The sequence below is a fragment of the Pseudomonas sp. TH34 genome, from assembly GCF_016650865.1.
In the GTDB taxonomy this organism is placed as follows: domain Bacteria; phylum Pseudomonadota; class Gammaproteobacteria; order Pseudomonadales; family Pseudomonadaceae; genus Aquipseudomonas; species Aquipseudomonas yamanorum.
This window is the reverse complement of record NZ_JAEKFB010000006.1, coordinates 39,086-60,781: the sequence shown is the minus strand read 5'-3', so window position 1 is coordinate 60,781 and position 21,696 is coordinate 39,086. Positions and strand designations below refer to the sequence as shown.

19 protein-coding genes and 1 pseudogene are annotated in these 21,696 nt (G+C 61.4%); 7 read left to right on the top strand and 13 right to left on the bottom strand.

Annotated features, from left to right (window positions below):
* The first annotated feature begins 10 nt into the window (after positions 1-10).
* The 3 genes from JFU58_RS04425 (at position 11) to hemB (ending at position 2,658) form a co-directional block, all read left to right on the top strand.
* Positions 11-709, top strand: coding sequence for a glutathione S-transferase N-terminal domain-containing protein (locus tag JFU58_RS04425; RefSeq protein WP_177026279.1), 699 nt, complete (start codon positions 11-13; stop codon positions 707-709).
* Positions 710-717: 8 nt separating this feature from the next.
* Complete coding sequence (locus tag JFU58_RS04420) at positions 718-1,560, top strand: PhzF family phenazine biosynthesis protein (RefSeq protein ID WP_063031253.1); 843 nt, start codon at positions 718-720, stop codon at positions 1,558-1,560.
* A 123-nt stretch (positions 1,561-1,683) separates the two neighbouring features.
* A complete protein-coding gene (hemB, locus tag JFU58_RS04415; protein ID WP_017475488.1) occupies positions 1,684-2,658 on the top strand; it encodes a porphobilinogen synthase in 975 nt (324 codons plus the stop codon).
* A gap of 63 nt (positions 2,659-2,721) precedes the next feature.
* Here hemB and JFU58_RS04410 read toward each other — a convergent pair whose 3' ends face one another.
* Entirely contained in the window at positions 2,722-3,336 is a 615-nt protein-coding gene (locus tag JFU58_RS04410; protein WP_177026277.1) for a LysE family translocator, read from the bottom strand.
* A 146-nt stretch (positions 3,337-3,482) separates the two neighbouring features.
* On the opposite strand from JFU58_RS04410, the gene JFU58_RS04405 reads away from it, so the two are divergent.
* Complete coding sequence (locus tag JFU58_RS04405) at positions 3,483-4,568, top strand: DUF1615 domain-containing protein (RefSeq protein WP_093198429.1); 1,086 nt, start codon at positions 3,483-3,485, stop codon at positions 4,566-4,568.
* Here the strand turns inward: JFU58_RS04405 and JFU58_RS04400 are convergent.
* Positions 4,565-5,338: a DUF4349 domain-containing protein gene (locus JFU58_RS04400; RefSeq protein WP_177026275.1), complete on the bottom strand. Its 774-nt coding sequence runs from the start codon at positions 5,336-5,338 to the stop codon at positions 4,565-4,567. The two genes, JFU58_RS04405 and JFU58_RS04400, sit on opposite strands and share 4 nt — an antisense overlap.
* Positions 5,339-5,488: 150 nt before the next feature.
* Here JFU58_RS04400 and JFU58_RS04395 point away from each other — a divergent pair, with 150 nt between their 5' ends.
* The gene (locus tag JFU58_RS04395; RefSeq protein ID WP_063031245.1) at positions 5,489-5,908 is read left to right on the top strand and encodes a PaaI family thioesterase; all 420 of its coding nucleotides are present in this window, start codon (positions 5,489-5,491) and stop codon (positions 5,906-5,908) included.
* Between the two features lie 60 nt (positions 5,909-5,968).
* Here the strand turns inward: JFU58_RS04395 and JFU58_RS04390 are convergent, their stop codons facing one another.
* Genes JFU58_RS04390 through JFU58_RS04380 form a run of 3 tightly spaced genes read right to left on the bottom strand, consistent with a single transcriptional unit; the run spans position 5,969 to position 8,551 of the window.
* A complete protein-coding gene (locus tag JFU58_RS04390; RefSeq protein WP_093198419.1) occupies positions 5,969-7,150 on the bottom strand; it encodes an acetyl-CoA C-acetyltransferase in 1,182 nt (393 codons plus the stop codon).
* 11 nt (positions 7,151-7,161) lie between these two features.
* The gene (locus JFU58_RS04385; RefSeq protein ID WP_017475483.1) at positions 7,162-7,821 is read right to left on the bottom strand and encodes a CoA transferase subunit B; all 660 of its coding nucleotides are present in this window, start codon (positions 7,819-7,821) and stop codon (positions 7,162-7,164) included.
* Between the two features lie 31 nt (positions 7,822-7,852).
* On the bottom strand, positions 7,853-8,551 hold the full coding sequence (locus tag JFU58_RS04380; RefSeq protein WP_063031241.1) for a CoA transferase subunit A: 699 nt from the start codon (positions 8,549-8,551) through the stop codon (positions 7,853-7,855).
* Positions 8,552-8,684: 133 nt separating this feature from the next.
* On the opposite strand from JFU58_RS04380, the gene JFU58_RS04375 reads away from it, so the two are divergent.
* The gene (locus JFU58_RS04375; protein ID WP_177070147.1) at positions 8,685-9,593 is read left to right on the top strand and encodes a LysR family transcriptional regulator; all 909 of its coding nucleotides are present in this window, start codon (positions 8,685-8,687) and stop codon (positions 9,591-9,593) included.
* A 63-nt stretch (positions 9,594-9,656) separates the two neighbouring features.
* Here JFU58_RS04375 and JFU58_RS04370 read toward each other — a convergent pair whose 3' ends face one another.
* The 6 genes from JFU58_RS04370 to JFU58_RS04345 all read right to left on the bottom strand — a co-directional run bounded on the left by JFU58_RS04370 (position 9,657) and on the right by JFU58_RS04345 (position 17,465).
* On the bottom strand, positions 9,657-9,986 hold the full coding sequence (locus JFU58_RS04370; protein ID WP_063031237.1) for a hypothetical protein: 330 nt from the start codon (positions 9,984-9,986) through the stop codon (positions 9,657-9,659).
* A 524-nt stretch (positions 9,987-10,510) separates the two neighbouring features.
* Positions 10,511-11,359, bottom strand: coding sequence for an NAD-dependent protein deacetylase (locus JFU58_RS04365; protein WP_201139922.1), 849 nt, complete (start codon positions 11,357-11,359; stop codon positions 10,511-10,513).
* 14 nt (positions 11,360-11,373) lie between these two features.
* Positions 11,374-11,814 (bottom strand): CBS domain-containing protein, encoded by a 441-nt coding sequence (locus JFU58_RS04360; RefSeq protein WP_063031233.1) that lies wholly within the window; start codon positions 11,812-11,814, stop codon positions 11,374-11,376.
* A gap of 135 nt (positions 11,815-11,949) precedes the next feature.
* A complete protein-coding gene (locus tag JFU58_RS04355) occupies positions 11,950-13,899 on the bottom strand; it encodes a DNA topoisomerase III (RefSeq protein WP_201139921.1) in 1,950 nt (649 codons plus the stop codon).
* Between the two features lie 235 nt (positions 13,900-14,134).
* Positions 14,135-15,757 carry an MFS transporter gene (locus JFU58_RS04350; RefSeq protein WP_010172258.1) on the bottom strand — a complete coding sequence of 541 codons (1,623 nt, stop codon included), beginning with the start codon at positions 15,755-15,757 and terminating at the stop codon, positions 14,135-14,137.
* Positions 15,758-15,821: 64 nt separating this feature from the next.
* Positions 15,822-17,465 carry a GMC family oxidoreductase gene (locus JFU58_RS04345; RefSeq protein WP_177070151.1) on the bottom strand — a complete coding sequence of 548 codons (1,644 nt, stop codon included), beginning with the start codon at positions 17,463-17,465 and terminating at the stop codon, positions 15,822-15,824.
* 130 nt (positions 17,466-17,595) lie between these two features.
* On the opposite strand from JFU58_RS04345, the pseudogene JFU58_RS04340 reads away from it, so the two are divergent.
* Positions 17,596-18,485 (top strand): annotated as a pseudogene (locus tag JFU58_RS04340) (LysR family transcriptional regulator).
* Here the strand turns inward: JFU58_RS04340 and JFU58_RS04335 are convergent.
* Positions 18,482-20,341 carry a DUF3857 domain-containing transglutaminase family protein gene (locus JFU58_RS04335; RefSeq protein ID WP_177026272.1) on the bottom strand — a complete coding sequence of 620 codons (1,860 nt, stop codon included), beginning with the start codon at positions 20,339-20,341 and terminating at the stop codon, positions 18,482-18,484. The pseudogene JFU58_RS04340 and the gene JFU58_RS04335 sit on opposite strands and share 4 nt — an antisense overlap.
* Positions 20,342-20,491: 150 nt before the next feature.
* Positions 20,492-21,589 (bottom strand): DNA alkylation repair protein, encoded by a 1,098-nt coding sequence (locus JFU58_RS04330; RefSeq protein WP_201139920.1) that lies wholly within the window; start codon positions 21,587-21,589, stop codon positions 20,492-20,494.
* Positions 21,590-21,696: the final 107 nt, after the last annotated feature.

The following is a 21,696-nucleotide window of genomic DNA, read 5'->3' as shown; positions in this document are numbered from 1 at the left end:
GAGTCGCGCGATGAACTCACTTTCAGACTTCCCCATCACCGCCAAATGGCCTGCCCGGCATCCCGAGCGCCTGCAGCTCTACTCTCTGCCGACGCCCAACGGGGTGAAGGTGTCGATCATGCTGGAGGAACTCGGGCTGCCTTACGAGGCGCACAAGGTCAGCTTCGAGACCCAGGACCAGCTCTGCGCCGAATTCCTGTCGCTGAACCCCAACAACAAGATTCCGGCGATCATCGACCCCCATGGCCCCGGCGGACAGGCGCTTGGGTTGTTCGAGTCGGGCGCGATCCTCATTTACCTTGCCGAGAAGAGCGGCGAATTGCTGCCCGAAGACCCGGCAATGCGTTACGAGACGATCCAGTGGCTCATGTTCCAGATGGCCGGTATCGGGCCGATGTTCGGCCAGGTGGGGTTCTTCAACAAATTCGCCGGCGCGGCCTATGAGGATAAACGCCCGCGTGACCGCTATGTCGCCGAGTCTCGCCGCCTGCTGGAGGTGCTGGAAAAACGCTTGCTGGGCCGCACCTGGATCATGGGTGACGAGTACAGCATCGCCGACATCGCCACCTTCCCGTGGGTGCGCAACCTGATTGGCTTCTACGAGTCCGGCGACCTGGTGGGCATTACCGACTTCCCGAACGTACTGCGGGCCCTGGACGGGTTCGTCGCCCGGCCAGCGGTGATCCGTGGCTTGAACATCCCAGCATAAGGACCGGCATGGCCTCTTTCGATTTCAAACAACTGGACGTTTTCAGCGGCGTGGCCCTCAAGGGCAACCCGCTGGCCGTGGTGCTGGGCGCCGACAGCCTGAGCGACCAGCAAATGGCGGATTTCGCCAACTGGACCAACCTCAGTGAAACCACATTCTTGCTCAAGCCCCGTGATCCACGGGCAGACTACCGAGTAAGAATTTTTACCACCCTGCAGGAATTGCCATTTGCTGGCCATCCGACCCTCGGCAGTTGCCATGCCTGGCTGCAGGCCGGTGGCCAACCCGCTGGCGAGGAGATCATCCAGGAGTGTGAAATCGGCCTGGTGCGCATCCGTCGCCAAGGCGCCGAACTGGCATTTATCGCGCCACCGCTGCTGCGCGCCGGCCCGCTGGAGAGTGAGTTGATTGAGCGCGTACGGCGGGGGTTGGGCCTTGAACCCGGGGCGATTTTGCGTAGCCAGTGGGTGGATAACGGTGCGGGTTGGCTGGCGGTCATGCTGGAGGACCGGGAACAGGTACTGGCGCTGCGTCCGGATTACTCGCAGTTGCAAGGGCTGGCCGTGGGCGTGATCGCCCCGTGGAGCCCCGGGCGGGACGGTGACGAGGCGCAATTTGAAGTGCGGGCCTTTATTGCCGGCGATGGAGCCCCGGAAGACCCGGCCACCGGCAGCCTGAACGCCGGTGTTGCCCAGTGGCTGCTGGGGGAAGGCCTGGCGCCCAGCCGCTATGTGGTCAGCCAGGGCACCGCCATGGGCCGCGCCGGGCGCATCCGCGTCGAACAGCATGGCGAGGAAATCTGGGTCGGCGGTGCGGTTGCCGTTTGCATTGACGGACGTCTACAGCTCTAGATCAATGCAATTGTTACCGGGTCTGCAATAAACTGTTCTGCACTTGGCGTTTGTGCTCTGCGGTGCACGAGGCATAAGCTTTCGCCCCTATGTTTTTTCGGCCTGCCTTTTTCAGGAGCATCAATGTCCAGCCAGTTCCCCGAAGCCCGTCCACGCCGCCTGCGCCGCTCTGCGGAGTTGCGTGGCCTGTTCCAGGAAACCGAATTCACCCTTAATGACCTGGTGCTGCCAATCTTCGTTGAAGAAGAAATCGACGACTTCGTACCGATCACCAGCATGCCCGGGGTGCAGCGCATTCCCGAGTCGAAGCTGGCCGGCGAGATCGAGCGCTATGCGAAAGCCGGGATCAAGTCGGTGATGACCTTCGGTGTGTCCCACCACCTGGACGCCTCCGGCAGCGACACCTGGCAAGAACGTGGCCTGGTGTCGCGCATGTCCTCGATCATCAAGGACGCGGTGCCGGAAATGATCGTGATGTCCGACACCTGTTTCTGCGAGTACACCGACCACGGCCATTGCGGCGTGATGCACGGCGCCGAAGTCGATAACGACCGCACCCTGGTCAACCTCGGCAAGCAAGCTGTGGCCGCCGCCCGTGCCGGTGCTGACGTGATCGCGCCGTCTGCCGCGATGGATGGGCAGGTGCAGGCCATTCGCCGGGCCCTGGATGAAGCAGGCTTCAGCCATATCCCGATCATGGCCTATTCCACCAAATTCGCCTCGGCCCTTTACGGCCCGTTCCGCGAAGCCGGCGGCAGCGCGCTCAAGGGCGACCGCAAAAGCTATCAGATGAACCCGATGAACCGCCGCGAAGCGGTGCGTGAGTCGTTGCTGGATGAGCAGGAGGGCGCAGATGCGCTGATGGTCAAACCGGCCGGCGCGTACCTGGACATCATCCGCGACATCCGCGAAGCCTCGCGCTTGCCGGTGGCGGCATACCAGGTCAGCGGCGAGTACGCGATGATCAAGTTCGGTGCCCAGGCGGGCGCGATCGATGAAGCCCGCGTAGTGCGGGAAACCCTGGGGTCGATCAAGCGCGCTGGGGCAGACTTGATCTTCACCTACTTTGCGATGGACCTGGCGCTCGCCGGGATCTAAGTAACCTGTGGCGAGGGAGCAAGTTCCCTCGCCACAAGAAGCCTGTTCGCGGCTGCTTGCAACTTAGCGCTGGGCAAACGCCAGGTTCAGCCCCAACCCCGCAAACGCCGCTGCAAAACTGCGGCGCAGCCAGTTCTGCACGCGTGGCGATTCGATCACCGCGCGGCGGAACACATTGGCCAGCAGGCCATAAATCACAAACACCGCAAACGTCATCGCCATGAACACACTGCTCAGCAACAGCATTTGCAGGGCCGGTGCGCTCGTGCCCGGGGTGACGAATTGCGGCAGGAACGCCAGGAAGAAAATCGTCAGCTTGGGGTTCAGGATATTCAGCAACAGGCCCCGCACCATCAGACTACGGGCGCTGGAAATCGTCGGTGCGTCGTTCATGGCAAAGGCCGAGCGGTCCCGCCAGGTGGCGTAGGCGAGGTACAGCAAGTAGGCGGCGCCGGCATACTTCAGGGCTTCGAACGCCAGGGCACTGGTGTGCAGCAGGGCGGACAGGCCAAGTACCGAGGCCAACAAGTGCGGGACGATCCCGGCGGTGCAGCCCAGGGCGGCGAACACACTGGCGCGCTTGCCGGCGGTCAGTCCGGTGGACACGGTGAAGATGACGCCGGTGCCGGGAATCAGCACGACGATCAGGCAGGTGATCAGAAAGTTCAGGCTAAGCATGGCATCCAAACTCCTTGTAGGAACGACGGGTGCCTGATCCTTTCACGTCCTGGTTTTTTTGGCGAGAGCAGCAGGTCGGCGAACCCCGGTTAGACTTACCGGTCGATATCTGCCAAGACTGGCCCATCGTCACCCAAGGAAGCCCCATGCATTCATCCCGCCTGATCCTGTGCCTGACCACCTTGCTGGTGCTGGCCGGCTGCTCCAGCCAGCGCACCCAGCAATTGCCCGAGCGCAGCGAAGCCGAGGTGAAGGCGCAGATCGTGCGGCTGATGCCGGCCAGCGTGCCGGATCGTGGCGGCTGGGCCCAGGACATCTACACCGCCTTCAATACGCAGAAAATCTACCCCAGCACGGAAAACATCTGCGCGGTATTGGCCGTGACCGAGCAGGAGTCCACCTACCAGGTCGACCCGCCGGTGCCGAACATGGGCAAGATCGCCCAGGACGAAATCCTGCGCCGTGCCGCTAAAGTCCACGTGCCGGCGGTGCTGGTGCGCACGGCGCTGCAACTGCGCTCGCCCACGGGCAAGTCCTACGCGGAGCGCTTGAGTGCTGCGCGTACCGAGCGGGATTTGAGTGGGATCTTTGACGACTTCATCAGCGTCGTGCCCTTGGGCAATACCCTGTTTGGCGGCTTCAACCCGGTGCATACCGCAGGCCCGATGCAGGTCAGCATCGACTTCGCACAAAAGCAGGCCCGGGATTATCCCTACACCGTGGATGGCAGCATTCGTCGGGAAGTGTTTACCCGTCGAGGCGGCATGTACTTTGGCATCACCCATTTGCTGGGCTACCCGGTGCATTACGACCAGATGCTGTTCCGCTTCGCCGACTTCAATGCCGGTTGGTACGCCAGCCGCAATGCGGCATTCCAGGCGGCGGTCAGTCGGGTCTCGGGTACCACGCTGGCGCTGGACGGCGACTTGATCAACTACGGCTCGTTCCTGCCAGGCACCACCGAGTTGGCGGTGCGTTCCCTTGGCAAGGCGCTGGACATGCGCAACCCGAGCATCCGCAGCCAGCTGGAGCAGGGTGAGCGCCTGGATTTTGAAGATACCACCCTGTACCAGCGTGTGTTCGCCCTAGCCGACAAGGCCGCCGGCAAACCGGTGCCGCGAGCCATCTTGCCGGGCATCGTGCTGAAAAGCCCGAAGATCACCCGCAACCTCACCACCGCCTGGTTCGCCAAGCGCGTGGACGAGCGTTATCAGCGTTGCATGAAGCGTTAGGGGCGACGCTTGACCAACTTGCGCCACAGCCACACCCACAGCCACAACACCGGGAAGGCCAGGATCACGAACGGCAACACATAGCTGGCGCGCTCCAGGGCGTCGGCGGTGCCGTCCACCAGGTTTTCGCCCAGGTTGCTGAACATGCGGCTCAAGCGTGACTGCTGTTGCAGGCCGTCGGAGGTGCTGAAATTCAGGGTCACGCGGTTGGTGTCCAGGCGACGCTTTTGGCCTGCGGCGGCCTGAGCCAGTTCCTGCAGGTCGTTTTCGATATTCGCCTGCTCCTTGCTCAAGGTGATCAGGTCGCCCACGGTGATGTCCTTGCGCTTGGCCAGTTCATCCAGGCGCTGCTGCTGGGCCAGCAAGCGCTCCTGACGACGCTGCACATCGGCGACCGCATCGGCCAGGTCTTCGGCGGTAGTAATCCGCTGCCCCAGCTTGCCACCTTCGGCCGCCATGGCCACCAGTGGTTCAACGCCGGCGGGTGCAATGCGCAACACCATCTGGCCGCCGTCGCTGTCTTGCTTGATACCGAGAATATTGCACGGGCCGAACCGCGCCGACTCGCAGGCTTCGCGGGTGGCCTGCATGCGCGGTGCGAGCAGGGCGACGGGCAGCGAGAGGCTCAGCTCATGCTCGTAGGCCAGTTGCGCCCCGGCCTTGCCTTGTTCGCCACTGATTACGGTGGCTTCGGAATGGCTTTTGGGTGAGCAGCCGGCCAAGACCAGCAGCATCAGTAGCAGAGAGGTTTTGCCGTCCGGATGGCGCATTGCAGTTCCTTGGGGTGTGCAAAAGTGGCGATTAAACCGGGTCCGGCGGATTAACGCAAAGCATCGTGAAGGATTTGCAGCGCTGATCTTGATAGTCGTCGCCCAAGGGCTGGGGTACACCTCAAGGCTCACTCCAGGGAAGAATTTGCCATGACCGCCCATGTTGTCCCCGAAGGTTTTGTCCCGTTGTCTCGCAGCAGCCCTTTGCTAGACCTGCTGGGCCCGGTGTACTGCCGTGGTGAAGGGGTGCAGCTGGAAATTGGCCTGCGCGCCGACAACCGCCACGCCAACGGACGCGGCACCGTGCACGGTGGCGTGTTGGCCACCCTGGCGGATGTGGGCATGGGCTACGCCATGGCCTTTTCCAGCGAGCCGCCGCTGCCGTTGATCACGGCGAGCATGACTCTGGATTATCTCGGCGCGGTGCAGGTGGGGGAGTGGATCGAGGTGCGGTTGGAACACCACAAGCGTGGGCGGCAGATGGCGTTTGCCACGGTCAGCGTGCAGGTCGGGGAGAAGGTGGTCGTGCGGGCAAATGCGGTGTTTGCGGTGCCCCAGGTGCGGGACTGACCGATAAAGAAAAGGCCCGGTTTTCGTGGAACCGGGCCTTCTCCATGTTGCTCTTGGAAATCAGCTGCGCTCGAGCGCCAGTGCGACGCCCTGACCTCCACCGATGCACAGTGTGGCCAGGCCTTTCTTGGCGTCGCGCTTGATCATTTCATGCAGCAGGGTCACCAGCACACGGCAGCCTGATGCGCCAATCGGGTGGCCGATGGCAATCGCGCCGCCGTTGACATTGACCTTCGCCGCGTCCCATTCCAGCTCTTTGCCCACTGCCAGTGACTGCGCGGCGAAGGCTTCGTTGGCTTCGATCAGGTCCAGGTCGCCCAGGTTCCAGCCGGCTTTGTCCAGGCAGCGGCGGGTGGCCGATACCGGGCCAATGCCCATGATCGCAGGATCGACGCCGGCGTTGGCGTAGCTGGCGATGCGTGCCAGTACCGGCAGGCCCAGGGCCTTGGCTTTGTCTGCGCTCATCAGCAGCACGGCAGCCGCGCCGTCGTTGAGGCTGGAGGCATTGCCGGCGGTGACGGTGCCGTCTTTCTTGAAGGCCGGCTTGAGCTTGGCCAGGGATTCAGCGGTGGTGCCCGCGCGTGGCTGTTCGTCCACGGCGAAGGCCACCGGGTCGCCCTTGCGCTGGGGAATCAGGATCGGCGTGATCTCATCGCTGAAACGCCCGGCTTCAATCGCCGCCGTGGCTTTTTGCTGGGAGGCGGCGGCGAAGGCGTCCTGGGCTTCACGGCTGATACCGTACTTGTCCACCAGGTTCTCGGCGGTGATGCCCATGTGGTAGTCGTTGAACGCATCCCACAGGCCGTCGGTGATCATGCTGTCGATCATTTTCGCATGGCCCATGCGCAGGCCGGTGCGAGCGGCCGGCAATACGTACGGGGCCAGGCTCATGTTCTCCATGCCGCCGGCGATGATCACCTCGGCGTCACCGCAACGGATCGCTTGCGCGCCGAGGTGCAGGGCCTTGAGGCCCGAACCGCAGACCTTGTTCAGGGTCAGGGCCGGTACGGCGTGGGGCAGGCCGGCGAGGATCGAGGCCTGGCGGGCCGGGTTCTGGCCGCTGCCGGCGGTGAGCACCTGGCCAAGGATCACTTCATCCACCAGCGCGGGGTCGATGCCGGTTTGCTCCAGCAGGCGACGGATCACCGCAGCCCCCAGCTCCGGGGCCGGGATGCTGGCCAGCGAACCTTGGAAGCTGCCCACGGCGGTGCGGGTGGCAGCAACAATCACGACGTCTTGCATGGAATCTGTCCTCACTGGAAGTGCATTTCTGGAACATGGTCCGGGACGATCAGTTTACCGGCTGTCTTGCTGACGATCTCTTCAACACTGACGCCAGGTGCGCGTTCCTTGAGGACAAAAGCGCCATTTTCGATTTCCAGGTAGGCCAGGTCTGTCAGCACGCGCTTGATGCAGTTGGCGCCGGTCAGCGGCAGGCTGCAGCGGCTCAACAACTTGGATTCACCGTCCTTGGACGCGTGGGTCATGATCACGATGATGTTCTCGGCACCGGCCACCAGGTCCATCGCGCCGCCCATGCCCTTGACCAGCTTGCCGGGGATCATCCACGAGGCGATGTTGCCCTGTACGTCGACTTCAAACGCGCCAAGCACGGTCAGGTCCACGTGGCCGCCGCGAATCATCGCGAAGGACTCGGCCGAGGAGAAGATCGACGCGCCAATACGTGCGGTGACGGTCTGTTTGCCGGCATTGATCATGTCGGCATCGATGGTTTCTTCAGTCGGAAACGGACCCATGCCCAGCAGGCCGTTTTCCGACTGCAGCATCACTTCCATGCCCTCGGGGATGTAGTTGGCCACCAGGGTCGGGATGCCGATGCCGAGGTTGACGTAGAAACCGTCCTGCATTTCGCGGGCGACGCGTTGAGCCATTTGTTCGCGGGTAAGAGCCATTGTTTGTCTCCTTATTGTTTGGACTGGTGGATTATTTGCGGAGGGTGCGCTGTTCGATGCGCTTCTCGAAGGTGCCGCAAATGATCCGGTCGACGTAGATCCCTGGGGTATGGATATGCGCCGGGTCCAGCTCGCCCGGTTCGACGATTTCTTCGACTTCGACCACTGTGATCTTGCCGGCGGTGGCAGCCAGCGGATTGAAGTTCTGAGCGGTGTGGCGGTAGATCACGTTGCCGAAGTGGTCGGCTTTCCAGCCTTTGACGATGGCGAAGTCGCCGGTGATGGATTCTTCCATCAGGTACGGGCGACCGTTGAATTCGCGGGTTTCCTTGCCTTCAGCGACGGGTGTGCCGACGCCGGTGGCGGTGAAGAAGGCCGGGATGCCGGCACCGCCTGCGCGCAGTTTTTCGGCGAGGGTGCCTTGGGGTGTCAGGACCACTTCGATTTCGCCGCTGAGCAGTTGCTTCTCGAACAGCGCGTTTTCACCGACGTAGGACGCGAAGACCTTACTGATCTGCTTGCCTTCCAGCAGCAGGCCCAGGCCAAAGCCGTCAACGCCGCAGTTGTTGGAAACCACGGTCAGGTTGCGGGTGCCTTTGCGTTTGATTTCGGCGATGAGGTTTTCCGGGATGCCGCACAGGCCAAAACCACCCGCCAGCACCGTCATGCCATCTTCCAGGCCTGCCAGCGCCTCTTCATAGGACGCTACGCGTTTATCAAAACCTGCCATATGCACCTCTTTTATTGTTTGTGGGCCAGCCATATGAACCGAGTGTTGCGCTGACGGATTGATTTGTTAAGTTGTTTTTTAAGGTTTATTGATTTAAAAAACAGCATAGTCGTCAGCCATCGGGAGAAGCTTCATGACAGTTAAACAGATGCGCGCCTTTCTTGCCGTGGCCCAGACCCTCAGCTTTGCGGCGGCCTGTGAGCGTTTGCATCTTTCCCAGTCGGCCTTGAGCCTGACCATCAAAGGTCTGGAGGAAGGCCTGGGCGGACGCTTGTTCAGCCGCAATACCCGAAATGTCGCGCTGACCCCCGAAGGTGAATCCCTGCTGCCCCTGGCCCGGCGCCTGATCGCCGATTGGGACAATGCCGAGGATGAGTTGCGCCAGCGTTTCACCTTGCAGCGCGGGCGGGTGACGGTGGCAGCGATGCCGTCGTTTGCCGGGAACCTGCTGCCGCCGATCCTGAAGATTTTTCGGGCGCGCTATCCCCAGGTCAACGTGACGGTGAATGACGTGATCAACGAGCAGGTGCTGGAAATGGTCCGCGATCGCCAGGTGGAACTGGGCGTGGCGTTTGAGCCTACGGAAAGCTCGTCGCTGGTGTTTACCCCGTTGTATGTGGATCGCTTTGTCGCGGTAGTGCCCGGTGACTCGGCGTTGGCGCGCCGGTCCGATATCGACTGGCACACCCTGCTGGAACAACCCTTCATCACCTTGCAGCGACCGTCCACGGTGCGGGTGATGCTGGAAGAACATCTGAAGGTGCTGGACATGAAGCTGCCGGTGGCCCTGGAGAGCCATCAACTGGCGACAGTGGGCAAGATGGTTGCCAGTGGCTTGGGCGTCAGCGCGGTGCCGGCGTTGTGTGCGCGCCAGATGCAGGAAGCGGGTGCCCACTGCATCACCTTGAGCGATCCGGTGATTGAACGGCCGATTGGTGTATTGACCAAGCCGGGGCACGAACTTTCGGCAGCGGCCCAAGCCATGTTTGATATTTTTTGCGATGAAGCGGGGAAGGGGCGTTTTCCGGCGTTGTTGCAATAACCGTCGGCCATAAAAAAGCCTGCTCGTTTAAGCGAGCAGGCTTAAGTAATCAGTGCGTAGTTATCAGCAGTATCTGTCGATCACTTTAACGTGCGAATGGCCTTTAAGGTTCTGCCACTCGGTATTAAGTGTATGAAAGACCTGCTCGATAAAGTTGCGATCAGCGGCGGCTTTCTTGCCGACATAACCCTGGCCGCGGCGGTACATCTTCAGGCGCGCTGCCAGTTCACGGTTATTCCTGTCGAACTCTTCTTCCACGGTATGGGGCGCCAGGCAGTCAATATGGACCTGGCCCGATTTACCAATCCAGAGGATATGGTCGTCGAGCGTGTCTTTCTGCGCTGCGAACATCTCAGCCAATTCTTCGATAGTTGGTTGGTTGTTCAGATTCATGTGTAAGCCCCTTGACCAGTTGGCGATCTTTAGTTGATCCATTAAAACTACTAAGTTGTCTCCGGCTCAGAAAACCGGGCGTCAGCGACTGTCTGCCGAATACGGGCAGGGTCTTGAACCGATGCATGTAGTCTTGCTGATGAACTGCTACGCAATGGTTTCATAACGAAGACAAGCAGCGTTTGAGCTCCTTGTACCGATCCTTTCGGGCCGGTCAGCTTCATCAATCTGCCTTGTGGGCAGTGCACATCCGGAAAAAACAGCTCGGCGGTCAGACGAGCTTGTTCAAAACACGTGTTACCAACGCTCCCGATCCGGGAGACGCTTGAATCATGCAATTACAAAATGGTTACGTCAACGATTATGTAGTGATTATTTTTGAGCACTACATAAATCCCCGTGGGACGGGGATGAGAGCGGAAAGCGTGACTTGAGCGTCATTTTTTGTGCGGGTGGGTCTAGGGTTTGGCAACGCTTTTGTGGCGAGGGAGCAAGCTCCCTCGCCACAGAAAAGCAGGATTGGGCTATCCCAGACGTTCTGCCAGCAATGGCAACAAACGTTCGCAGGAGGCCTCGATTTTGAGTTGCAGCAGCTCATCGCCCCGTGTCTTGCCCAGATTGATGGCAATCACAGGCTTGCCCTGCTCAACCATCGCCTTGCACAAGCGAAACGCTGAATACGCCATCAACGATGAGCCCACCACCAGCAAGCCTTCCGCTTCGTCCACGGCCGCCATCGCCTTGGCGGCCGTGCCCTGGGCGACGTTCTCGCCGAAAAACACCACATCCGGCTTCAGCCGTTGCCCGCCGCAATGGGGGCAGCGGGGCACCTGGAAGCGTCCTTCAAAGGCCGGGTCCAGCAGGGTGTCACCGTCTGGTGCCTGAACCGCGTCCACACCCGCCAGGTACGGATTCTCCGCTTCCATCTGGCGCTGGATCAGGTCCCGTTCGCTGGTCTGCTGGCAATCCAGGCACAGCACCCGGTGCAGGCTGCCGTGGAGCTCGATCACATCATGGCTGCCGGCCTGGTCGTGCAGGGTGTCGACGTTCTGGGTGATCAGCCCGGTAATGCGCTGGCGCTGCTGCAAGGTGGCCAACGCGATATGCGCCGCGTTCGGCTGTGCGACACACACCCTCGGCCAGCCGAGCATCGCCCTGGCCCAGTAGCGGCGGCGTGCCTCCGGGGTTGCGAGGAACTCCTGGTACATCATCGGCGCCTTGCCCCGGCGCACGCCTTCGCTGTCGCGATAATCGGGAATCCCCGAAGAGGTGCTGATACCCGCACCGGTCAGCACCAGGAAGCGCCGTTCGGCCATGGCCCGGTGCAGGCTGTCGAGCTGGTTATCGACTTGATGTTGCAGGGTATCGAGCATGGGGTCCCCAATGATTATTCGCCGCGAATGTACTGCTCCAGCTGTTTGATCAAGTCGGCCTGTTCGGCAATCGCTTCCTTGACCAGGTCGCCGATGGATAGCAGACCAAGGAGCTCGCCGTTCTCTACCACAGGCAGGTGGCGCAGATGTCGGTCGGTCATGATAGTCATGCAGGTCTCGACAGTCTGGTGAGTGTCGACGGTGATCACCGGTGAATTCATGATCTCGTGGGCTTTGGTCGTCACCGAAGACAATCCATGGAGGATGACCTTACGGGCATAGTCTCGTTCACTGATGATGCCCACCACCTTCCCGTCCTGGAGCACTGGCAAGGCCCCGACGTTTTTCGACGCCATCACGATCAAGGCCTCAAATACCGTATGGTCGTGGGGGATAGTGTGGACTTGCTGGTTTTGCTGGTCTTTGGACTTCAGCACTTGGGCAACGGTTTTCATGGAGGCCACTCCGGTGTTGTTATTGTTGGGAGGTTAGCAGGCCCTACAGAATCCTGGATGGCCCGCGGCAGGGCAAGGTCCAAAGCGGCATACATCCCGTCGAAAAACGTCATTGTCGCGACTTTTTAGTGCCTCTCAGCCTTTGTTTGCCGGTTTCGCCGCCCGCTTCGGGCTGGTGGCTGTCTTGCGCTTGGCCGGTTTGCGTTTGTTTTTCCACGGCGTAGCGCCACGTCCTGCCGGGCTGGCCGGGCCGCTGATGGTCAGGCGCATGCCGGTGCAGCGGGTGACTTGCTTGCTCATCCACGCCGCCTGCTTGGCCACGAACTCCTCCAGGCTCATCTCACCGCTCTGCACCATGTCCAACGCCTGTTCCCAGATGGCCGTGGTGCCGGGGTCGGCGATTGCCCGTGGCACCGCATCGATCAGGCTGAACGCGGCAGGCGTTGCCGACAGCGCCTTGCCGTTTTTCACCAGGTAACCGCGATCCAGCAGGCCCTGGATAATCCCGGCGCGGGTGGCTTCGGTGCCGATCCCGGTGGTGTCCTTGAGCTTTTGCTTGAGCAGCGGATCTTCCACCAGCTTGGCGACGTTTTTCATCGCCTTGATCAGGTCGCCTTCGGTGAAGAGCTTGGGCGGCTGGGTCCACAGGTCCTTGAGGTTGACCTTGGCCACGGTGTAGTCCTGGCCTTGAACCAGTTTCGGCAAGGACTGCGGCGCAGGTGCTTCACGGCCCTTGGCCGGCGCCAATGCTTCCGGCAATGCGCGTTTCCAGCCAGGTTCCACGATGACTTTGCCAACTGCCCGCAAGGCTTCACCGGCGCAGTCGAAATCGGCCTGGGTGCGGTCGTATTCATGGTTGGGAAGGAACTGCGCGAGGTAGCGGGCGCGAATCAGGGTGTACACAGCGCGATGCTTGCCGGTCAGTTGCCCGACATCCTTGCCGGCGCCGGTGGGAATGATGCCGTGGTGCGCACTGACCTTGGCGTCGTTCCAGGCCCGTGAGCGACGTTGTGGGTCCATGTGCGGCATCAACGCGTTCACTGCCGGATCGGCCCGGCCCAGCGCCGCGAGAATTTTCGGCGCGTCGCCGTGCTGGCTAAGGGGCAGGTAGCCGCAATCGCTGCGCGGGTAAGTAATCACTTTGTGGGTTTCGTAGAGCGACTGCGCAACATCCAGGGTTTCCTGAGCGCCGAGGCCGAGTTTTTTCGAGCAGATTTCCTGCAAGGTGCCGAGGTCGAAGGGCAGGGGCGCCACGTCGCGCATCCGCTCGGTACGCAGTTTGACCAGTCGCGCACTGGCGGCGTTGCTCATGGCGTTGGCCGCGTCCCGGGCAAGCTCCGGATTGAGGCAACGGCCCTGATCATCACAGGCGTCTTCGGTCGCGCGCCATTGCGCAGTGAAGGTGATGTTGTCGTGGAGCAGGTCCACATCGATGGCCCAATAGGCGACGGGTACAAAGTCGGCAATGCTGCGGTCCCGATCGACCACCAAACGCAGAGTCGGGGTTTGCACGCGGCCAACCGGCAACACACCCTGATAACCGGACTGTTGGCCCAGCAGGGTAAACAGGCGGCTCATGTTCATCCCGATCAGCCAGTCGGCGCGGGAGCGGCCAAGGGCCGAATGGTAGAGACTGAAGGTTTCTGCACCGGGCTTCAACGAGGCCAGGGCCTTGCGGATCGATGCGTCGTCGAGGGCCGAGAGCCACAGTCGCTGGATGGGGCCGCGATAACGGCAGTGCTCCACCAGTTCCCGGGCGATCATCTCGCCTTCGCGGTCGGCATCGGTGGCGATCACCAATTCCTGGGCTTCCCCCAGCAGACGCTTGACCGCCTTGAACTGGCTGGCGGTCTTGGGCTTGACCAGCATCTTCCACTTCTCGGGGATGATCGGCAGGTCGGCCAGCACCCAGCGCTTGTACTTGGCGTCGTAGCTGTCGGGCGGGGCGGTTTCCAGCAGGTGGCCGATGCACCAGGTCACCGTCACGCCTGGACCCAGCCAACAACCGTCGCCACGCCGGGTCGCGCCGAGCACGGCGGCGATATCCTTGGCCTGGGACGGTTTTTCACAGAGGAACAGCCGCATGGTCACCACATTCGTTACGAAATTGAATGGGGAGCAGGATGGGCAATAAATCAGAATTGGGCAACTTTTATCTGGATGGATATACAGCAATTTGTGTGTCTGGTGCTAAACCCAATGTGGTAGCGGGCTTGCTCGCGAAAGCGGTGTATCAGTCAACCTATCCGGCGACTGACACTCCGCATTCGCGAGCAAGCCCGCTCCCACACTGAATCTCCAGCGTCAGCCGGATCGAAGTTTAGTTATTGTCGATATCCACGTTCTTGGTCTCTTTCAGGCAAATCAGCCCCACGATCAGGCTCACCCCGGTAATCACCACCGGGTACCACAGGCCATAGAAGATATCGCCGGTGTACACCACCAGCGCAAACGACACCGTTGGCAGGAACCCACCAAACCAGCCGTTACCAATGTGGTAAGGCAGCGACAACGAGGTGTAGCGGATGCGTGTCGGGAACAGCTCCACCATCAGCGCTGCCAGCGGGCCGTAGCACATGGCAGCGATCAGGATCAGTGCCACGATCAGCACCACCACCATGGTTTTGTTGACTTGCGCCACGTCTGCCGACTGCGGATAACCCGCCAGCGTCACCGCGCCTTTCAGGGCAGCTTCGTCGTAACCATCGATACGCACATCACCCACGCTCACCTGCACCGCGCTGCCCGCCGGGGCGGCCGCGCTTTCATACGGCAGGCCCTGTTTCACCAGGAAGGTCTTGACCTTGTCGCACGGGCTGTCAAACCGCGCCTTGCCCACCGGGTCGAACTGGAAGGTGCAGGTGGCAGGGTCCGCCAACACCGTGATCGGTGACTGGCGGCTCGCATGGTCCATCGCCGGGTTGGTGTAGTGGGCCAGGCCCTTGAAGATCGGGAAGTACAACGCGGTGGCCAGCAGCAGGCCAACCATCAACACCGGCTTGCGCCCCAGCTTGTCCGAGAGCCAGCCGAAGAAGATGAAGAACGGCGCACCAATCACCACGCTGATGATCAGCAGCATGTTGGCCAGTGCCGGGTCCATCTTCAGAAACTGCGTGAGGAAGAACAGCACATAAAACTGTGCGGCATAAAACGTCACGGCTTGCCCGGCGTTGATGCTGAACAGCGCAATCAGCACGATCTTGAGGTTTTCCCATTTGCCGAACGACTCGCGGATCGGCGCCTTGCTGGCCTTGCCTTCCTCTTTCATTTTCAGGAACGCCGGCGACTCGTGCAGGCTCAGGCGGATCCAGGTGGAGATGCCCAACAGCACGATCGACAGCAGGAACGGCAGGCGCCAGCCCCACACTTCAAACTGGTCGCCGGTGAAGTAACGGCACGCCAGCACCACCAGCAGCGACAGCAACAGGCCGAGGGTCGCGGTGGATTGAATCCAGCTGGTGTGGAAGCCGCGTTTGCCCGCCGGTGCATGCTCGGCCACGTAAGTGGCCGCACCGCCGTACTCGCCGCCCAGCGCCAGGCCCTGGAGCATGCGCAGTGCCACGAGGATGATCGGTGCGGCGATGCCAATGCTTGAATAGGTGGGCAGCAGGCCCACGCAGAAGGTCGCCAGGCCCATCAGGATGATGGTGGCGAGGAAGGTGTACTTGCGGCCGATCATGTCCCCCAGCCGACCAAACACCAAGGCGCCGAACGGGCGCACCACAAAGCCGGCCGCGAAGGCCATCAGGGCGAAGATAAACGCCGTGGTGTCGTTGACCCCGGCAAAGAACTGCTTGCTGATGACCGCCGCGAGGGCGCCGTAGAGGAAGAAGTCATACCACTCGAACACCGTCCCGAGGGAGGAGGCGAAGATGACTTTCTGCGTGTCGTTGCTCGAGCGTGCGCCGAGCGCCGGGTCCAGGGGTTGAGCGTGTTCTGACATTGGGTAGCCCTCACAGTGATTATTTATTGTTGTTCCACTGTCGGCGCCGAATCGGCGCCGCTGTTCAGATTGCGGTGACCAGTTCTTTCTCCGGGGCGAGGCTCCTTGTGTTCGGCGAAAGGATAAGCTGCGCGGCTTTTTCCGCGATCATCAGCGTGGGTGAGCAGGTGTTGCCTGAAGTAATGCGTGGCATGACTGACGCGTCGGCGATGCGCAGGCCCGGAATGCCGTGCACCCGCAGTTGCGCGTCGACCACGGCGTCCTTGTCGCTGCCCATGCGGCAGGTGCCCACCGGATGGAAAATCGTGGTGCCGATGCGGGCAGCGGCCTCTTGCAGTTGTTCGTCGGTTTGCAGTGCTTCGCCGGGCAGGTATTCCACCGGGTTGAATTGCTTCAGGGCCGGCGCCGAAACGATGCGGCGGGTCAGGCGAATGGCGTCGGCGGCCACCCGCAGGTCTTCCGGGTGGCTGAGGTAGTTGGGGCGGATCAACGGCGCGTCTGCCGGGTTGGCCGAGCGAATGTCGATGCGGCCACGGCTTTGCGGGCGCAGGTCACACACCGAGGCGGTGAAGGCCGGAAAGGCGTGCAGCGGTTCGCCGAAGCGCTCCAGGGACAGCGGCTGTACGTGGTATTCGAGGTTGGCCGACGTCTGTTCCGGCCCGGAGCGGGCGAACGCGCCCAACTGGCTGGGGGCCATGGACAGCGGGCCGCTGCGGTCGTACAGGTAGCGCAGGCCCATGCCCATCTTGCCCAGCACGGTGCCCGCAATCTGGTTAAGGGTGCGGGCGTTTTCCAGCTTGTAGATCAGGCGCAGTTGCAGGTGATCCTGCAGGTTGCCACCGACGCCGGGCAACTCGTGCAGCACGTCGATACCCAAGGGCTTGAGCACGCTGGAAGGGCCGATGCCGGAGCGTTGCAGGATGCCGGGCGAACCGACGGAGCCCGCGCACAGGATGATTTCCTTGCGCGCCCTCCATGTAACGGCCTGGCCTTGCTGGCGAGCAACCACTGAGGTGGCGCGACCGTTTTCCAGCAGCACGCGGTCGACTTCAACCTCAGTCATCACCGTCAGGTTGGGCCGCTGGCGGACCGGCTTGAGGAACGCCTTGGCCGCGTTCCAGCGCACCCCGGATTTTTGATTGACCTGGAAATAGCCGCAGCCTTCGTTGTCGCCCTGGTTGAAGTCACTGATGCTCTCGATACCACTCTGCTGCGCTGCATCGCGAAACGCGTCGAGGATCGGCCAGTGCAGGCGCTGTTGTTCAACCCGCCACTCACCGCCGTCACTGTGGAATTCCGAGGCGCCGGCAAAATGGTTTTCGCTCTGCTTGAAAAGTGGCAGCACATCTTTCCAGGCCCAGCCGGGATTGTCCTCGGCCCAGCCGTCGTAGTCCCGGGCCTGGCCGCGCATGTAGATCATGCCGTTGATCGACGAACAACCGCCCAGCACCTTTCCCCGCGGATAGCTCAGCGCACGGCCTTGCAAGCCTTCCTGGGCTTCGGTCTTGAAGCACCAGTCGGTGCGCGGGTTGCCGATGCAGAACAGATAGCCGACGGGAATATGGATCCAGGGATAGTTATCGCGACCGCCGGCTTCAAGCAACAACACGCGATGGGCAGGGTTGGCAGACAGTCGATTGGCCAGCAGGCAGCCTGCGGGGCCGGCGCCTACCACCACGTAATCGTATTCAGCAGCTGCAGAATGCATCTGTGACCTCGCTTGTTTTTCTTATTGGCTCCATCCTAGTTGTTAGTTTTCGTCTTAAAAATGTTAGTTTTTACCCAGCTACTGTGCGTTTTTAGACAGCGATGCTTTCAAGGTGGAGAGCGGAGGCGATATGTTCGACTGGAATGATCTGCGGTTCTTTCTTGAGTTACAGCGTAGCGGACGCCTGCTCACCGCGGCGCAGCGTTTGAAAACCACCCACGCCACCGTGGCCCGGCACATCGAGGCCATCGAGAAGAGCCTGGGCACCGCACTGTTCGTGCAGCACGCACAGGGCTACGAACTCACGCCTTCCGGCGAAGCCCTGCTCAAACACGCCGAAGCCATGGAAAACGTGGCACTGCTGGCCGAAGAAGAACTGACCCATTCTGCCGCGCCCCTGGGCAAGATTCGCCTGGGCGTGGCTGAAGGTCTGGGGGTGATGTTTCTCGCCAGTCGCATGGGCGGCCTGTTCGAGCGCTACCCCGGCCTGGAAGTGGAACTGCTGGCGGTGCCGCGCTTCGTCAGCATCCTCAACCGCGAAGCGGAAATCAGCATCCACCTGGAACGCCCCAGCGTCGACCAATTGGTAACCCGAAAACTCACCGACTACCGCCTGGCGCTCTACGCTAGCCGCAGCTACCTGGACCGTACGCCACCGATTGAAAAACGCGAGGATTTGGCCGTCCATGCCTGGATCGATTACGTCGACGATTTGCTGTTCAGCCAGGAACTGAAATTCCTCAGCAGCTTCTGCCGCAACCCCAAAGTGGTGTTCCACAGCACCAGCGTGATCGCCCAGCACCAGGCCGCGCGCTCGGGATTGGGGATTGCCGTGTTGCCGTGCTTCATGGCCGCGAGCGACCCGGAACTGGTGCCGCTGTTGCCGGGGAGAGTATCCAGCGTAGCTACTGGATCAGCTCCCGGCGCGAGTTGCACAAGTCGGTAAGGTTGCGGGTGTTGTGGGATTACCTGGTGGAACTGTGCGCGCGGGAGCAAGGGGTTTTGTTGGGGGAGGGTTAGAGCTTCACCACCTGATGCACCTGCTCCCCACAGGCACGGATCTCATTGATCATCTTTTCAAACGGCGCGCTGACAATTTCATCGTGGGTCAGCCAGCGTATCTTCTGCACCAGAAGGTAGTGATAACGCCATTCGCCCTTGACGCGTTCACCCGTCAAGTCCAGGTCGTACCACGGCGAGTGCACCTGGCAGGCCTTGATGTCCTTGTCGATCTGCCCACCCGACAGTGCGATGGTGTAATCCAGCGTCTCGGGGTTGCCTACATACAAGTCCGCCAGTTGCCCGTTGCGGCGGTAGTTGAGCAACCCGTCCCATTTCTCCTGCAGCAAGGCATCGTTGTAGACGTGGTCATTGCCTAAGGGCTCCAGGGGCCGCATGTCCGTCAGGTTGGCGCTGACCTTGTAGCTGGCCGGGATCAAGAAGGCCGTGGCGGGGCGCTCGACCTGGCAGTCGGTGATCTGTTTGCCAAAGTTGTCGCAGATGTTCTGGTCGCTGGCGGTAGCGCCTTGCTGGCGGTCGGCGAGGCTCAGTTGCATCAGCGGCATACCGCGAAAATCAACGGTGGCCGAGACGCGGGCGGTGCCCTGGGCGTCGAAGCGTTCTTGCTTGTCGAGGATCAACGTGGTGGCGGCAGGTTGCAGCGGGATGTGTTCTTCACGTACCTGGCCCTCGGCGTTGGTCACCAGCACCCAGCGGTCCTGGATGTCGGGCAGGGTCTGGCCTGGGGCGAAGACCGGGTTGGTCGGGTCCAGCCACCACACTTGGCCATCGACTTCGGCGCGGACAATGGCGTGGTTCGGTGCGCCGGTGCCGGGAATCAGCAGCGGGTTGACCACATCACCTCGGCTGACCCAGGCGGGTTCGGCCTTGATTCCGCTGGCCTTGAGCATGGCCGCCAGCAATGTCGAAAGGTCTTTGCAGTCGCCGTAGCCGTGCTGTTCGATCTCGGCCAGGCTGAAGGGTACGTAGCCGCGATCCGAGGCGCGCCAATCGCCCAGGTAACGGTAGTGGTCGTTGATGTGCTGCATCAGGCCGGCCACTTGCTGCGCCGGCGGCAGGCCGCGAACGGAGGCCACGGCGGCGGCACCCTGGGGCGGCAGCTTGGCGCTGAGGATCTGGTTGTAGCGTTCGGCAAAATTGCCGAAGTATTGCTGGCGATCCAGGGAGCTGCCGACTTCGATACGCGGTGTGTGGCGTATGTAGGCGTTGGCGGATTCGTTGATGTAGCTGAGGTAGGTCGGAGCCTTTTGCACCACGTCCAGGGTCTTGCGATTGGCCGATGGGGTAATGCTGAAACCCTCCATCAATTCGCTGCGCCACTCGATGGGCCGCTCGGCGGTGAAGCGTGCCTTGAAGTGGTCGCGCCGTGCGGCGCTGGGGCCGAACTGCAAGGCGTAGTAGAACTCGGTCATCAGCGGTTTGGCGGGATAGTGTTCGCGCACCGTGTAGCGGATTTGCGTGCCGACCCGCAGGTTGGGGAATGCCAGCGAGGTCTGTTTTTCCCGGGAGAATCCCTGGTCAGGATTGGGGGCGGTGCGGGTGTCGATTTGTGCCTGATCCAGGGGCACCGGTTTGCCGCCGGGCTGGGTGGACTCGGCCTTGAGCAGTTCAAAGCCGTCCTCTTCCTGATAGCTGAAGTCGATCCGCGAGAGCATTTCCCGGCCGCTCGGCTTGAGGATGGTGTAGTGGTAGCGCGTGGTGCAGTCGACGCTGGCGTCGCGGTTGAAGTGGCAATGCAGCTCGGTGTCGCTGGCCAGCGGGGCTTCGGCCATCGGTTGCAGGGCGGCAAACGCGCTGTGGCTGGCAAGCCCCCAGCTGATGCAGATCAGGGGACGGTAAAACGAAAAACGGTGCATGGGCGCCTCAGGTGGAACATTGACACAAGTACCCTACGGGTACCGAGAAGGCGCCGGATGATAATGGATCGCAACACGAATGCCTAGCATTGTCGGACAATTATTTTCGCTGAAAGGCCCGAGATAGAGCCTTCGTTAATGTTTTAAGGATTATTTTGCGAGCTCAAACTCGACACTTCCCAGTCGTTCGCCGTTCACCAACACGTGCACTGCGTGCTTGCCTGGATAGTGTTTGCGCGTGGTCAATTCACGAATGTGTTGGCCGCGGCTGATGGCGTGATGCTCCACGGCACCCAGGGTAAATGCCTTGAGCTTGAACACCTTGGACGCGCTGTGACCGGCGCTTTTCACATAGTCGATGGCGTAGTCGACCACCAGCTTTTGTGGGGTGTCGGCGATGGATTCCAGGCTGAAAGAGAGGTTGATCCGGTCGCCCAGGTTAATCACCGCCGGCTCAACCTTGAGCTGATGGAGCTTCACCTCGGCCTTGGCCCCCGCACCCATGATCGTCAGCGCCCGGGTGTTGCCTTGCTTGATGAGGCTGCGCAAGGCGTGGCGGGCGATCCAGGCGGTGTGGGGGTTGGCCAGGGACCAGCCTTCGATCAAGGTCAGCACCCAGTCGGGATGGTCCTTGGTGATGTCGTTGAGGTGGTTGGCCACTGACTTGCGCACGTAGAGGCTGCTGTCGGCCTTGAGGTTATCGAGGATCGAGGCACACAGGTTAGGGTCGGCTTGCACCTCGGCCAGGCGAAACGACCACGGCAGGCGTGGCCGTGAACCTTCGCTGGCGAGGCGTCGTACGTGTTCGTTGTCATCCAGCGACCATTGCTGCATCACCGCCAGGGTGCGCTTGAAATCCTTCAGCAGAAAATACCGCACGGCAAACTCGGCGGAGCCGAAGGTGGTGAAGTACTTGAGGGCGGCCATGGAACGCTTGAAGTCTTCGCCGCCGTAGCTTGCGACGTAGTGGGGCAGGAACAGGCTGACAAAGGCACTGTTCAGCCGGGGTGCCAGGGCATACAGCAACTTCAGCGTTTGGGGGTAATCCAGCGGGATCACGGTGTGCAGGCTTTCGCTGACCCGCGCCATGCGCTGCATCACCGACAGGTCCGCGAGCCCGGCCTTGGCGTGTTTGAGAAAACCCTTGGCGTCGAACGCCGGGTACACCGCAGTCATTTCGGTGGCGATGTGTTGCAGGCGTTCGGCGTTGAAGATTTCCTTCAGGGCCGGGGCGCTTTGGTCGGTCATGGGCAAGTCCGCAGATGAAGTTGGCCATCAGAGTACATGCAAAACCCCATATCGAAGGCCCCACGTCGTAGCAGCTGTCGAGCCTTGGCGGGGCTGCGTCAGCGGTG

What these genes read in the sequence shown, in the direction of transcription:
- JFU58_RS04425 (WP_177026279.1), top strand. Translation starts at nt 11, where the DNA reads ATGAACTCACTTTCAGACTTCCCCATCACCGCCAAATGGCCTGCCCGG.
- JFU58_RS04420 (WP_063031253.1), top strand. Translation starts at nt 718, where the DNA reads ATGGCCTCTTTCGATTTCAAACAACTGGACGTTTTCAGCGGCGTGGCC.
- hemB (WP_017475488.1), top strand. Translation starts at nt 1,684, where the DNA reads ATGTCCAGCCAGTTCCCCGAAGCCCGTCCACGCCGCCTGCGCCGCTCT.
- JFU58_RS04410 (WP_177026277.1), bottom strand. Translation starts at nt 3,336, where the DNA reads ATGCTTAGCCTGAACTTTCTGATCACCTGCCTGATCGTCGTGCTGATT.
- JFU58_RS04405 (WP_093198429.1), top strand. Translation starts at nt 3,483, where the DNA reads ATGCATTCATCCCGCCTGATCCTGTGCCTGACCACCTTGCTGGTGCTG.
- JFU58_RS04400 (WP_177026275.1), bottom strand. Translation starts at nt 5,338, where the DNA reads ATGCGCCATCCGGACGGCAAAACCTCTCTGCTACTGATGCTGCTGGTC.
- JFU58_RS04395 (WP_063031245.1), top strand. Translation starts at nt 5,489, where the DNA reads ATGACCGCCCATGTTGTCCCCGAAGGTTTTGTCCCGTTGTCTCGCAGC.
- JFU58_RS04390 (WP_093198419.1), bottom strand. Translation starts at nt 7,150, where the DNA reads ATGCAAGACGTCGTGATTGTTGCTGCCACCCGCACCGCCGTGGGCAGC.
- JFU58_RS04385 (WP_017475483.1), bottom strand. Translation starts at nt 7,821, where the DNA reads ATGGCTCTTACCCGCGAACAAATGGCTCAACGCGTCGCCCGCGAAATG.
- JFU58_RS04380 (WP_063031241.1), bottom strand. Translation starts at nt 8,551, where the DNA reads ATGGCAGGTTTTGATAAACGCGTAGCGTCCTATGAAGAGGCGCTGGCA.
- JFU58_RS04375 (WP_177070147.1), top strand. Translation starts at nt 8,685, where the DNA reads ATGACAGTTAAACAGATGCGCGCCTTTCTTGCCGTGGCCCAGACCCTC.
- JFU58_RS04370 (WP_063031237.1), bottom strand. Translation starts at nt 9,986, where the DNA reads ATGAATCTGAACAACCAACCAACTATCGAAGAATTGGCTGAGATGTTC.
- JFU58_RS04365 (WP_201139922.1), bottom strand. Translation starts at nt 11,359, where the DNA reads ATGCTCGATACCCTGCAACATCAAGTCGATAACCAGCTCGACAGCCTG.
- JFU58_RS04360 (WP_063031233.1), bottom strand. Translation starts at nt 11,814, where the DNA reads ATGAAAACCGTTGCCCAAGTGCTGAAGTCCAAAGACCAGCAAAACCAG.
- JFU58_RS04355 (WP_201139921.1), bottom strand. Translation starts at nt 13,899, where the DNA reads ATGCGGCTGTTCCTCTGTGAAAAACCGTCCCAGGCCAAGGATATCGCC.
- JFU58_RS04350 (WP_010172258.1), bottom strand. Translation starts at nt 15,757, where the DNA reads ATGTCAGAACACGCTCAACCCCTGGACCCGGCGCTCGGCGCACGCTCG.
- JFU58_RS04345 (WP_177070151.1), bottom strand. Translation starts at nt 17,465, where the DNA reads ATGCATTCTGCAGCTGCTGAATACGATTACGTGGTGGTAGGCGCCGGC.
- JFU58_RS04335 (WP_177026272.1), bottom strand. Translation starts at nt 20,341, where the DNA reads ATGCACCGTTTTTCGTTTTACCGTCCCCTGATCTGCATCAGCTGGGGG.
- JFU58_RS04330 (WP_201139920.1), bottom strand. Translation starts at nt 21,589, where the DNA reads ATGACCGACCAAAGCGCCCCGGCCCTGAAGGAAATCTTCAACGCCGAA.